We start from the raw sequence: 14,440 nt of genomic DNA, 5'->3' as shown, positions 1-14,440 counted from the left end.
AAGCCTTACGATAGATAATATCTATTGTAAGGCTTTAATTTTATTAATTTAATATCTTATTCTAATGGATAAGTTGTCTTCATAATTTCTGAACGCCATAGTGCTAATAAGTAACCATAGCCATTTTCATCGAAACTTAAACCTTCAAATTCACGATGTGAATTAAAAGTTGTATATTTCATATCTTTACCAGTCAAAGTACCAGCATTTAATTTATCCACTGGTAATGAAGTAATAATGTCATTTGATACTAGGTACAAACGATCATTCTTAGGATTATAAGTTACTCCTTGGTTCCAACTACCAGCCCAATGGATAACTTGTTTAGCAGGACGGAAACTAATGTTACCGTCGCTTAAGTTACCAATGTATAGACTGTAAGCTTTACGGTTCTTAGTTCCACTAGGACCCGCTTGAATACCAAAGTAAGCACGACCTTGCTTATCAAAAGCTAAGGTATGAAGGCCAAAACTCTTGCCTTCATGTTGTAACTTAAAGTTATATTGATGGACTGGTTCCATTGTGTCAGCATCAATTTCAGTGATTTGGTTATCATCATTATCATTATAATCGCTAGTCTTATCATCTTGAGCTAAGTACAAATGATTATTAGCTGAATTATAAGCCATCGTTTGACCATGACCACTATTAATTAATGGTGTTGATTGAACTGAATCAGTAATTGATTCATATTGGCCTAGTAATGGATTCCCATTTTGCGCTTCTTGAATTGATTGTTGATCCTCAACAATTTGAGCATTTAGTTGGTTAGAAGTTGTTTGATCAGTCTTAATTTGATCATTGGTCTTTTGAACTAATGCATTATATTTTTTAATGCTCTTATCTAGTTGTTTCTTAGCAGCTTTTTGTTGAGCTTGTTGTTTCTTAGTTTCTTTGTCTTTGGCTGCTTTTTGTTGTTTTGTTAGCTTCTTGTTGTTTCTATTATCGTTAGATTGACCAGTTGTTCCAAATTTACTATTATAGTCATCTTGTAATTTTTGATTATCAGCTTGTGCTTTCGCCAAGTTGGTCTTCATATTTTGAATAGCAGTTTGAATCTTATTAATCTTTTGTCCGCTAGCCTTCATATCATCACGAGCATCTGAAGTTGCATTCAAGTAATCAACAAATTCCTGGTTATTTTGACGACCTTGGTCAGTATATGGATTAAAGTAATTGAAAACATTCAATAAAACATTTTCATTGCCTGATTGCATTAGACCCATATTTTCCAAAGCATCCAATTTAAAACGAATAATAGCACCTTGATTTACACCTGATCCCATCGATTCAAGTAAGTAAATACTATTATTAGCCATCACGATCCCTTGATAGTTACCATGTTCTGATTGTGAAATATTGAAACCTTGTGGTAAGAACCATTTAGTCGTGAAATCATTGGCGGTATTAGATTCATCAGTATTACTGTAAACATATGGTTTATCAGTACTCTTAACGTGCTTATATTTACCCCAAACTGGCTTGAATTTTGGTAATTTGTTGTTCATCATTTGTAAGTCTGAATCGTTATAGTCTTGAAGTACATTGCCAGCACTAGTCTGTGGAATTGGTGTTTTACTTTCATCCCAACTGTGAATAAAGAAATTAGAATCCGCATGCGCAGCTGGCGCAGCTAATCCACCTAAGGACAATGCTGCGACTGCGGTCAAAGCAAGTTTTGTAATTTTTTTCATACATATCCCCCTATGTAATCTGTAACCTAATACCTTCAATTTAAAACTTTTATTCATTAAATATCAAGTTTTTAATGGTATTTTTTATTTTAGTTTTTAGCATGATATAATTATACTTAAACATTACTACTGGATTTAGAAAAGGAAAACTATATGAAATATAATAAAAGAAATAATCGTCATAAGTTTGACGATGTCTCCGTCGAAATTGGTCAACAATTTAAGATGACTATTAAAAGAATGGGTATTAACGGTGAAGGAATTGGCTTTTATCAACATAAATTAGTCTTTTGTACTGATGCCTTTCCAGGCGAAAAAGTGGTTGCTGAAGTTACTGATGTTTTCGATAAATACATTAAAGCTAAAGCAGTCAAATGGAATAAAGAGTCTCCTGACCGAGTAGAACCACGTGATAGCTATGCCGGTGAAGTTGGTGGCTTTGAACTAGAAAACCTATCTTACCCTGCTCAATTACGTTTCAAGCGTGATTTAATTTATCAAGCATTAGAAAAATTCCAACCAATTGGTTATAAAGGTTATAAAGTTAATGCCACGATGGGGATGGAAGACCCTTACGAATATCGTAACAAAGCACAATTCCCCGTTCGTGAAAAAGATGGTAAAGTGGTCGCTGGTTTATTCAAAGCCGGAACCCATGAAGTTGTAGATTTAGAAACTTGTTCTGTACAATATCCAGCAACTATGGAAGTAATGCGTAAAATTGTTGAATTTATTAAAGAATTGGAAATTCCAGTCTTTAATGAAGAAAACGGCTCTGGAATTATCAAAACCGTGGTTGTGCGTGCTGCTTTAAATACTGATGATGTCCAAGTCGTCTTTGTTACTAACACGCCTAAGTTTGTTAAAAAAGGCTTCATGTTGAAAAAGATCATGAAAGAATTGCCTCAAGTAACTTCCGTAATGCAAAACGTTAATCCTGGTAAAACTTCCTTAATCTGGGGCAATGAAACAATTAAACTGGCTGGAAATAGTTTTATTGTTGAAAAAATTAAGCGCCTTAGTTTTGAACTATCAGCGCGTGCTTTCTTACAATTAAACTCGATTATGATGCCACGTCTATATGAAGTTGCAATTTCAGCTTTAGAATTAACTGGTAATGAAAATATTGTGGATGCCTACTCTGGAGTTGGAACCATCGGTTTACCATTAGCTAAAAAAGCCAAAGAAGTTCGTGGAATGGATACCATTGCAGAAGCTGTTGAGGATGCTAACCATAATGCAATTATCAATAAGATTCGCAATGCCCATTATGAAGTCGGTAAAGCTGAAGACTTACTACCTGAATGGTTAGCTGAAGGTTTCAAACCCGATGCGATTATCGTGGATCCACCACGTACTGGATTAGATGACAAATTAATCAAGGCCATTTTAAAGAGTGCCCCTGAAAAATTTGTATATGTATCATGTAACCCTTCAACGATGGCAGCTGATTTAGTTCAATTAACACGTAAATACAATGTTGATTTTATTCAACCAATCGATATGATGCCACAAACACCTCGTTGTGAAGCAGTTGTAAAATTCACTAAAAAGTAATAATTAGAATTTATCTTTAATAAGTGTTAATCTTGTCTTATTAATTAAAAAAGAAAGTAGGTCATAACATGCAAAATCCGTTTGGCAATGGAATGATTCCCCTACCTTCTAATGTAATTGTTTTGAAGAAAGGTAACTCTAAAAATCTACGTATTGGTAAAGTTGGTTTTTCAATTTCTGCCCTACTTTTTCATTGGTTACCATCAATTCTAAGATCAGATATGTATAACTTTTTATGTATCTTAGGTGTTGATGCAATTTTATGGATGGCAGTTAATATGTTTTTACGCCTTGTTTTAGGCGTAGATCCCAGTGCAACTTTCACCTTTGCATACTTAATTGGTAGTGTTATCTGGGGATTACTATATAACAGAATGTACATTAAACATTTATTAAAAAATGGATATAAGCCCGCTGATGACCGTTCAGCTAAATTGTTGGATAAGTCAGGGTATCTTAAAAAATAATAAATTGAGACATAAAATAGTTTTTTACTGTTTTATGTCTTTTTTTATTAACAAATAAAAAAGCAGGATGATTAAAAAAATCATCCTGCTTTAATTTATAAATTAGTCAGCATTAGTAGTATCAACTAAATGATGTCTAGCAATATCTACTTTAATTTCGGTATCAGTATCTTTAGGGTTGATGGTTTCATCATAACTGAAATCAGCTTCCTTAAAGTATTTCTTCATTTCATTATTAATAATGCTTAATTCACGTCTATCGCCATCTTGACGGTGAATAAGTAGAGTGTATTCTTTATTGTCTTCATCGACATTATCAAAACTATAAATTACATCAACTGTATTTAAAATTTCTTGAATTAATTGACGTTCAGTCATTTCCATAATTCTATTACCTCTTTATTGCTAATTATTAATACAATTATAGTGTAGTTCTTATTGTTAAAAATGTAAAATATTAAGCACAAAAAAGCCAGTTAAGATATAAATCTTAATTGGCTTTTTGCAATTTATGAATTAAGTTATTCACCTAATTTTTTAACAATTGTCTTATTGCTTGAAATATATTGACCATTGCCAATGTAAAATCTAGTAATATAACCTAATTTTTCAACTTTTTGAACTCTAATAATTGAATTCTTAGGAATCTTTTTAACAATTGTATGTTTATTAAATTGCTTACTACTGTAAACATGAGTTCCCTTAGGTTTAATTACACGAACTCGTTCATTTACCTTATTACCACGATAATATGCATCTGCAATATACTTATAATTTGCAGTGATGTAACCACCGGAAACACGATATCTTGGTAACCCATTCTTAGAATAAGATATGCCTAAAACCCTAAAGACATGAGCCAAAGCTCTTGTAACTCTTGAATACCCCTTAACACGAGTATTCTTATTAAATCCTTTCGAATTGTGCAAATACATTCCTTTAAGATTATAAATATACCTTGGCATATGCTTCTGAAATGCTTTTCTAAATGCATTATTATAAGCTTTAACATATTCAGATGAATATTTCTTTAATGCTTTAGCATTAAATTTACGCATTAGACCATCTTTATAACCAGCTAGTTCCCCAGCTTTTTGTGTAGCACTAATTGTTTTTTGATTGTTATTGGCACTTTTATTTGGCTTAACAAATTGGTGACCAGAATTATCAATTGGAATCTCAATACTACCAGAAGTAGCTGGTGCAGGAATATCACTCTTTCCTTGTTTAAAGGTAGCATCATAAATAGCTTTATAAACAGGTAAACTATTATATTGGCTATCTTGTGATTCATTAGGATTTTGAAGTCCATTATTATATCCACTGATATAACCATTATATGCACCCTCATAAGCATTCAAATAAGCCTGACGAGCATCAGAAGGAATATCAGTAGGCACTACTACTTTAGCGGGATCCACTTTATTTTTACTATTGCTCTTTTTGGCATCATTTACACCATTCTTAATAGCAGCATTAGCAGCATCATAACCTGCTTTAGCAACATTATCACTAGGTGCATTTTTGTCACTATTAGCTGCAGCTTTAATCCCATCTAATAAACTATTAGCTAATTTCTGTCCAGCAATATAATCAACATTATTTTTATCACTAGCTTTATCTTGACTAGGATTCATAACTGAATTGTAACCATCACGAGCAGCTTCATTACTTTGATTATATAAGTTTTTAGCTGTTTGAGTATCAGCTTTATCATATGGATTATTAACTTGTGCACTTGGATCCTTTGTAAAGTCGCTAACCCCTTTAGCTTTGACTCCATTATACATATTATAAGCATGATCATAAGCCATCTGATATTCAATACTCTGGTTAGTATTGTTAGATTGTGGTTTATTGGCTTTAACATCTTGATATGCTTGTGCTACAGCTTTATAACCCTCTAGCGCATTATTATCGGTTATTTCTTTCCCATTAGAATTTTTAATAGGTGAATCATTTACACTTGGATTGCCGTTGGCTTGAGCAGCTTGATAACCAGTCTTGGTAATTTCAGAACGTTGCAAACCTTGGTTATAAATATCCTTATAAGGATTGTCTGTATATGGATTATCTTTTGTAGAACCACCATTAATTCCGGAAATATATCCTTGTTGTTCAACAAATCCATTATTTTGAGCTTGTTCATGAATATTTTGTGGCTTATCAAATGGTAATTTAGCACCATTAACATTGCTATTATTTTCAACGTTAAGTCCGCTAACTTGTTTGAATAATTCTTTAGCACCATTAGCACGATCCGTTTGAATATCATTATAAGCATTATTATATGCTTGCTGATAAGATGCCGGCTTAGTCGAAATATTATTGTAATTATTACCATTTAATCCATCAATATATCCTGACTTGGCACCATCATATGAATCAGGATCAACTTCACGATTAGTATTTTGTTTACCTGAAATTGCATCTGAACCAGCACCAATAATAGCTTCCTTAGCTTTTTGACCATTCTGGTATGCAACTAATGATGGTCCAGAATATTGATTAGAGTGATCGACTTTATCATTAACTCCAGCAGAGTAAGCTTTTTGATTATCATATCCTTGGTTAAAGGCCTGATGATTTTGATTGTTGTCATTAGGTTGTTTATTACCATCGACTATTACTTCTCTAGCACCGGCATTCATCTGTTGAATAGCTTCTTCATAAGCCTTAGCATAAGCTGACTTTTGGGTTAAATTACCATCTGGGTGAAATCCAGAACTATTTTTAGCATCGTTATAACCTGCTTTGGAACCATTATATGAATCAACACTAGCATCAGCAGAAGGTTTATCGTTACCAACCTGCGCTTCTTGATAACCTTTTTTATAACCTGAAGAAGCATTGATTCCATTTTGATATGCTGACTTAACACCATCATTTCCAGGATATTTAGATGCATCAGATCCAACTGTATTATTTAAACCATCTTCAAAGGCCTTCTGATTATTGTAACCTTGATTATATAAATTGTTATTACCCTCAGGTGTTAAATCAGATTTGCCATCAATTTTATCACTAAGATATTGGTTAGCACCTTGTGAAGAATCTGATTGAGCTTTATTTTTACCAGTCTGATATGCTACTGAATTGGTATTAACATTTGCTGGTACTTTATCCCCAGTATTAGCACCTGATTGAGCACCCCAATAAGCGTTATATACATTAGTATCATCGGAATCAGGAATATCAGCATTCGTTTTAGCAGCATCATAACCCTTATCAGCATCAATTAAAGCATTAGCTCCGGTTTGATAAGCGTTACTGTTATGATTACTGTTTTTGTTGCCATTACCATCACCAGCATAGGCAGCTTGAGCATCCCTAACTCCATTGGCATAGTTGGCATCATATTCCTTTTCAGACTTAGTGTTAGCTTCATTAGTGGGATCATCAGTAACCTTACCAGCTACATAATCATCAGCACCCTTTTGTTGAGCAGCTTGTTTAAAGGCATTAACATAAGGCATATTATTAATTTGGCTACTATCAAATTTATTGTTGTAACCATCATATGAACCTTTATATGCATCTTGATAAGCTGTCGTGTTAATTCCGCTAGGTGTGCTTGGAACTATGATTGGATTAGGAACACTACCACCATTTTGTTTAACAGCAGCTAAGCCATTATGAGCACCCAATCCTTGACCATTAGCAATTGAGTAGACTGAAGTATTATTGACATTATCGTTTTTACCATTTTGAGCATCAGTTAACGCCTTCATTGTCTCTTGGTAAGATGCCTTTGCACTAGGCTCAGTTTCACCTTTGGCAGGATTAGAATTATCATATCTAGTCCCATTATTAAAGTCATTAATGGCATCAACATAACCTCTAGAATCAGCCTTACCTTTATTAAATCCATTTTGTTCATTTGAGTCAATTGGTTCGGTCATACCAGGATTGCTTAATCCTTCTTGGTAACCCTTTTGAATATTATTATAAACGTCTGAATAGAAAGCCTTCGTCATATTATTAGCAGGTGTTACGTTATTTTCATTTAATACCTTTCCAGCATTAAAATCACTATTAGCTTGTTTATTAGCCGCTTTAATATTATTTAAAGCTTGATTATAAGCAACTCGATAAACAGGATTACAATTATAATCATTACCTAAATCATTAACACTGTCTAATCCTTTACCGGATACATTAGCTTGTTTAGCATCTTGCAAAGCTTGAGCAACAGCATTATAGGCAGCCTTTGAATTATCATTATCTTTAGGAGCATTGGAATCATTAACATTTGGATTAGCATTATCTTGCGCTTGTTGAATTCCATTTTGATAATCATTCTTAGCATTTTTACCAGTTTCTTGAGCTCTTTGATACTCAGCCGAATTCTTTTCTGCATCAGTGATTCCATTAACCGGTTGACCAGTAATTCCAGCTTGATAACCATCTTTTGCATATTGATAAGCTTCATTGTAAGTATCAGTGGCATTTTTAACACTTGCTTTACCAGCTAACAAATCAGCTACCGCTTGTGACCTTTGGCCAGCATCGCGGCCTTTTTCATAGGCATCAACATTATTTTGATTATCACCGGAAACTTTACTATTATCAGTTGGATTACTTTGCCCATCATTATAACCATTAATCATGGCATTATAAATTGCTTTATAAGCATCTGGATTTAAAGAATTCTTGGCATCAGTATTATTGTTATCAATAGTATTCAATTTACTATTATTGGCATTATTATTAATAACATTCGATGCTACTTGCTTAGCTAACTCTTGTGAATTAGCTAAACCATAAATTGGATTTTGATTGTCCTTGTTGGTCTTAACAGCTGGATCATTTCCATTACCGTCAGCATCTTTTAATCCTTGAATGGCATTATTATATATATCTGCATTAATTCCAGTTTTGCTAGTAGTATCTGGTGCATCTTTCTTATCTGCTGCATCATTATAATCACTTACAGCTTGATTATATGAGCTTTGAATGGCTTTACCTGCATCTACCCCAGCTGCTTCATTGGAATTACTTGGTACTTTTGATGTATCTTCACCATTTATACCTTCACTATATCCGGTCTTGGTTTTAGCTTGGGCATTATTATAGATATCATCATTAGCTACATTAGAATCATAACTAGTATCTTTCCCATTATTTAAAGCCTTATTTTGACCAGCTTGGTTTGCCTTTTGGGCTTCTGCCAAGGCTTCATTATAAGCGTTGTTATAAACAATACTATTACTACTGTTTTTATTATCTAAAGCAGGCACATTATTAACACCAGTACCATCAGTATCAGCTCTTTTAACTGCATTAATGGCATCAGCGGCACCATTATAGGCATCTTTACCTACAGCGTTAGTTGGTGTATCGGAAGAATTACTTTGTGGATTAGTTGTACTTTGTGCTTTATTAACTCCACTTTGATAATAATTCTTAGCATTATGACCAGCTGCTTGAGCTCTTTGATACTCAGCCGAGTTTTTTTCTGCATCTGTGATTCCAGTAACTGGTTGACCAGTAATTCCAGCTTGATAACCATCTTTGGCATATTGATAACCATTACTATATTGAGTAGTTCCACCATTTGTTGGTTGCTTATTGTTTAGATAATCACTAGCACCTTGAGATTGTTGACCGGCGGTTTTACCTTGATTATAAGCATCCGCATTGATTGGATTGGTATCCTTTGATTGGCTATTATCAGTTGGATTATTTTGTCCATAACTATAACCATTTATAAATGCGTTATAACTATTGGTATATAATCTTGGCATCACATATTTATTTGCATTTGAATCACTATTATTGATATTACTTAAATTATTCTTTTTCGAACTTGATATTGCTTGAATCCTACCACTTTCAGATGCTTGAGCTGCATCATAAAATGCAGAAGAATAATCGGTAGGACGTTTACCACGATTATCATCGTTTTGATTATTAGCTGATTGTAGTCCAGCAATTGTTGCTTTATAAGCAGATTGGTTAGAACTATTTAGTGATGCATTAGGACTATAACTATAAGCATTAGGATTATTATGGTAATCGTTCATAGCTTGAGTATAACCGTCCATTCCATTATTCGCTAGAGTAACACCATCTCTATAGTTGACATCATTACTATTATTGGAAGCGTTCGGATTATTTAATTGATCTTGGAAGCCATCTTTAGACTTATTATAAGCATTAGTATAAACATTCTGTTCGGTTTTACTACCGTCAGTAGTAGTTGAATTGCCACCAGACATAAATGCATTTTTACCAGCATTGTTTGCTAATATAGCAATATCAATGGCTTTATCATAAGCTAAGACATAATAATCATTATTACTTCCCTTTGCAATATGATTGTTAAGACTGTTACTAAAATTACCAGATTTTATTTTTTGAACTGCATCTGCATAACCTTTATATGCAGATTTATCATTTCCACTAATTCCAGCCAAAGTCGAGTTAGGGAGCGGATTGCCCAAATCAGCTGCCTTATTATAACCAGTTTGACTATTAATAGCGATTTGATATCCATAATCATATTCAGCTGATGGCGTATCTTTTTCTTTAGTATTTGATCCATTAGCAATTACATCGCTATAACCTTGTTTAATATCATTATAGCCATTTACAAAAGATTGACTGTTATTAGCAGTTGTTGGTTGCTCATCACCATTTAAATATGATGCTTTACCTTTAGCTGCATCATAAGAATTTTGTGCTATTAAATCGTCAGTTGGACGATTACTACCTGTTCCAGCTAAATGTGCACCATAGTAAGCTGATTGATATACTTGAATATTAGGAATATTATCTGATGATAATACTTTAATATCACTAGGTTTGGTAATGTTTTGTGTTTGTGGATTACTATTATTATAATAGTCTTTTCTAGCTTGTTGTGCAGATTGATAACCATCTTTTTGAGCCTGATAATTAGGGTCAGTAGTATCAGTAGGTAATGAATCAGCACTGGCACCAACTAAAACATTTTTACCATAATTAAATCCAATCATTTGTTGATTATTTAAGCCGTCCGAAGATGATCCATTAATTCCATATTCATAACCATTATTAAATGTTCTAAAAGCAGTTTGATAACTATCATTATTAATCTGACTTAAAGTATCACCATTGCTAGTTGTTGCGGTACTATCAGTATGCGTAATTTGCCCATTGGCAATTGATTTCTTAACATCATTAATTCCAGTTTGGTAATCTTGTTGAGCCCGATTGAAACCTTGCTCAAATTGATCAGCATAACCACTATTAGCGTAATCATTTTTATAACTCTCATTATTCTGATAATTTAAAGTAGTGGGATCAACACTATTATTACTTAACTGATCAACAAAAGCTTGATAACCTGCTGCAGCAGAATTATAACCATTAGAATAATCATTATTATTACTCATAGTAGTTGGATTAGGCTTAACTGTGTTACCACCAGAATTAATAATCATTGCATCTGAAGCACCATTATTAACATCGCCTTCATTTCCAGTTGATACTTGGGTTAAATTAGATGTTAAATTTTTATTTGCATCATCAGAATAATTTAAAACATTCATAGCATAACCACCAGGAGTAGTTGAGACATTAGGTGTGCTAGGGTTATTAGCAGTATTGTATTTTAAATTAATTCCACTAACACCATATTTCAATAATACTGTTACACTAGTTGGTGAAATATTTGTATTATAAATAAATTTAAATGGAATTAATTGACCATTATCCTCAACTTCCATCGACTGATTAAATTTAGTTGTGTCACCATTGTTATTATTAGTTGTCTGTGAAATTGTAGGATTACTAATATCAGTATTATTATTGTCAGAATACTTAATATATATAGTTTTATCACCATTGTTATAGGTTCCAGATATTTTAGCATTGCCTGTAATTGTTGTTTGTTTACTTTGTGAATCGTAAGAAACATTAACTGGACCGACAAAGTAGGCGGCTGGAACCCTACTAATTAATAAACTATCGCCTTTAAATGAGGTTGGAACAACTCCATTATTGTTATTATTTGTTTGGTCAATAGTAGTAAGATTATTGTTACCATTTCCGTTAAGATTATACATATAGTAATTAACATCATTAACGTTAATGGTATTAGCAGTAATGGATGCTCCTGATTCTAAAATAGTTGAACCATCATTGTTAACTTTTAAGTTAACTCCAGATAATCCAGGGTTATTAACGCTAACATTACCATAAATCAATGCACTATTAGTAGAATTAGTAGCATCCATTGTTAAGTTACCACCATTAACAATATTAATCTTGCCACCGGAATTATATAAAATTCCTGAAGAATTATTAACACCATTAGCGATAACATTAATGGCACCACCATTTTGAACTAAAACATTACCACCAGCAAAATAAACAGGTAGTGAATTCGTATTGTTACCATTTAAAGTAATATTAATATTAGCATTATTTACATTAATCTGACCACCACTAGAATATATAGCAGATCCATAAGTACTACCAGCTTTTTGAGTATCTATATTTAGATTAGATCCTTTATTAACATTTAATTTAGAGCTTGAAGATGTTAAATAAACTCCCGCATTACCATTATTAGCAGCTCCATCACCACCAGAACCTCTAGAAATTAGGTTCATATTAGAATCCACACCTAAAGTAAGGTTCCCGTTCAATTGAACATTAGTTCCTCCTGTATTATTTGATACATCACCAAAAAAGTTGGAATTTTCTCCTAAAGTCAAATTATTAATAGCAAGTATTTGTTGATTACCACTACCATCCATTTTTGCATTCTGCTGAAATGGTGAATTATAAGTGTTAGAACTACCTAAATTTTGATAAGCATTGACATTGCCATTAATGTAAACATTATTATTTGTTGATTGTAACATTTGAGGACCAACATAATTAAAGTTATCAAAATAGATTGATCCAGAACTAGCTGCAAATGGTCCATAATAGTTTATACCATAAACAGTTTGGAAATTTTTAATATTAAAATTATAACTATTGCTTCCTTGATATTGTAAACAATATTGCATTCCATAAAAATCAGCAATATGATTTTGACCATTAATTGTTAAATTGGTATTTGTATAAGGATTAGTTCCGCCAGACCCGGAATTACCAGTAGTAACGTCCTGTAAATTAACATCATTTACTAAATTAATAGTATTAATTAAAGGTTTATTAATCGAAGAATTATTGTTATAAAGCATATTTAAACTATTATTTACACCAGTTCCAGAAGTGACTCCGGTAACAACATAGTTCATTTGTTGAGCATTTCTTACATAAACAATTCCATTTTTATTGTCATTAACTACACTATTATAAGCATTAGTATAATCATTATTAGTTGAATTAGAATTACTGCCTATAAAGCCGGTATTATAAGTATTGTCAGCCTTAAATTGATTGGCAATTCCACGCTTAGCACCTTCATATGCTTGGTAGTATGCATCAGATTTAGCGGAATCATATGTACCACCATTAATATTACTATCATAGAAGTCTTTAGTAATTTTAGCCGTATTTCCATAATTAGATGAATTTTGATTATAATTAGTTCCTTGCCATTTACCAGACTTAGCATCATTAGCACCCTGATTAGCTAAGAAGTAATTAATTCCATACCTAAAAGCATCATTATAGACACCTTGACCAGCATAATTTTGGGCTACACTATTGTCATTTTTCTTATCATCATTAATTATTTGTGAATCTGATGAAGGAACATTCACACTTGATCCATTTAATCTTACACTCGAATTATTCTGACTATTTAATTTGGCCGTATTCTTAGATGAATAATCAGTATATGACTGGCCACTAGCCTTATTATATGAATCATAATTGCCATTAGTTCCTTGATTTGAAGTAGACTGATTATAAGCGTTAGAAGCTGTTTGGGCACCACTATATGATGCATTATAGTAATTTTGTTGAGTCTGATCAGTATAATCAGTTTTCTTATTATTTATATAATCTTGAGCACCCTGATTCATTTCATTTTTATATTGATCAGCTAAATTTTGCCCTTGTTGATAAGCATCTGGTTGAGCAGTATTAGCTTGACTATCATTGGTTGTGTTGCCTTGTTTTAATTTATCATTAAAGCCATTAGAAGCAGCATCATACTGAGCCTGCTGGTCATTGTCATTAGTAGATGGCTTAGATTCACCATTACTATAACTTTGAGAACCAGCTTTGGCCGTTTCGGTTAATTTAGAATCACCTACTTGATTATTACTTGATGAAGGTGCAACCTTAGAATCATCAAAGTTATTAGAACTTGCTGACATTGTCATCTTATCTTCATTTAAGTTGCCAGCACCGGATGCATCACTTACTTTAAGTGTTTGATTATCCCTTTCACTTGAAGGAGCTGTTATTGATTGCGTTTTTTTAACAGAACTTGTATCATGAGTATCCTTTCCAGGATCACTATTTTCATTATTTTGGGAAGTATCTAATTGATTAGAATTCTTTTCATTAACTAATGTATCAGCATAAACATTATTAGAGGTTTTACTCAAAGGTAAAGATCCAGAAATAGCAAATCCACTAATGACGGATAGAGAGGCAATGGATACGACTACCCACTCTTTTTTCACCTTCTTAAGCAGTTTTTTATCATTAACTTTATTGAATTTATTTTTGTTATATTGCATAAAAAACATCTCCATTTCTATAAGCTGAAGAACCATTAAATAAAAAACTTTACGATTACAATTTAACACCTAATGGTAAATAAAA

Annotated in this window: 5 protein-coding genes; 2 read left to right on the top strand and 3 right to left on the bottom strand. The window is 32.6% G+C overall.

Annotated features, from left to right (window positions below):
* Positions 1 to 56: 56 nt before the first annotated feature.
* Positions 57 to 1,694, bottom strand: coding sequence for a hypothetical protein (locus MOO46_RS06745; protein ID WP_249510915.1), 1,638 nt, complete (start codon positions 1,692 to 1,694; stop codon positions 57 to 59).
* A gap of 153 nt (positions 1,695 to 1,847) precedes the next feature.
* Here MOO46_RS06745 and rlmD point away from each other — a divergent pair, with 153 nt between their 5' ends.
* Positions 1,848 to 3,251 (top strand): 23S rRNA (uracil(1939)-C(5))-methyltransferase RlmD, encoded by a 1,404-nt coding sequence (gene rlmD, locus MOO46_RS06740; RefSeq protein ID WP_249510914.1) that lies wholly within the window; start codon positions 1,848 to 1,850, stop codon positions 3,249 to 3,251.
* 68 nt (positions 3,252 to 3,319) lie between these two features.
* On the top strand, positions 3,320 to 3,718 hold the full coding sequence (locus MOO46_RS06735; protein WP_249510913.1) for a hypothetical protein: 399 nt from the start codon (positions 3,320 to 3,322) through the stop codon (positions 3,716 to 3,718).
* Between the two features lie 102 nt (positions 3,719 to 3,820).
* On the opposite strand, the gene MOO46_RS06730 is transcribed toward MOO46_RS06735, so the two are convergent.
* A complete protein-coding gene (locus tag MOO46_RS06730) occupies positions 3,821 to 4,102 on the bottom strand; it encodes a hypothetical protein (RefSeq protein WP_396121402.1) in 282 nt (93 codons plus the stop codon).
* A gap of 137 nt (positions 4,103 to 4,239) precedes the next feature.
* Positions 4,240 to 14,355: a DUF5776 domain-containing protein gene (locus MOO46_RS06725; protein WP_249510912.1), complete on the bottom strand. Its 10,116-nt coding sequence runs from the start codon at positions 14,353 to 14,355 to the stop codon at positions 4,240 to 4,242.
* Positions 14,356 to 14,440 lie beyond the last annotated feature (85 nt).

This window comes from Apilactobacillus apisilvae (assembly GCF_023380225.1).
Lineage (GTDB): Bacteria > Bacillota > Bacilli > Lactobacillales > Lactobacillaceae > Apilactobacillus > Apilactobacillus apisilvae.
The sequence above is the reverse complement of the archived record's forward strand: the minus strand, read 5'-3'. Positions and strand labels throughout refer to the sequence as shown.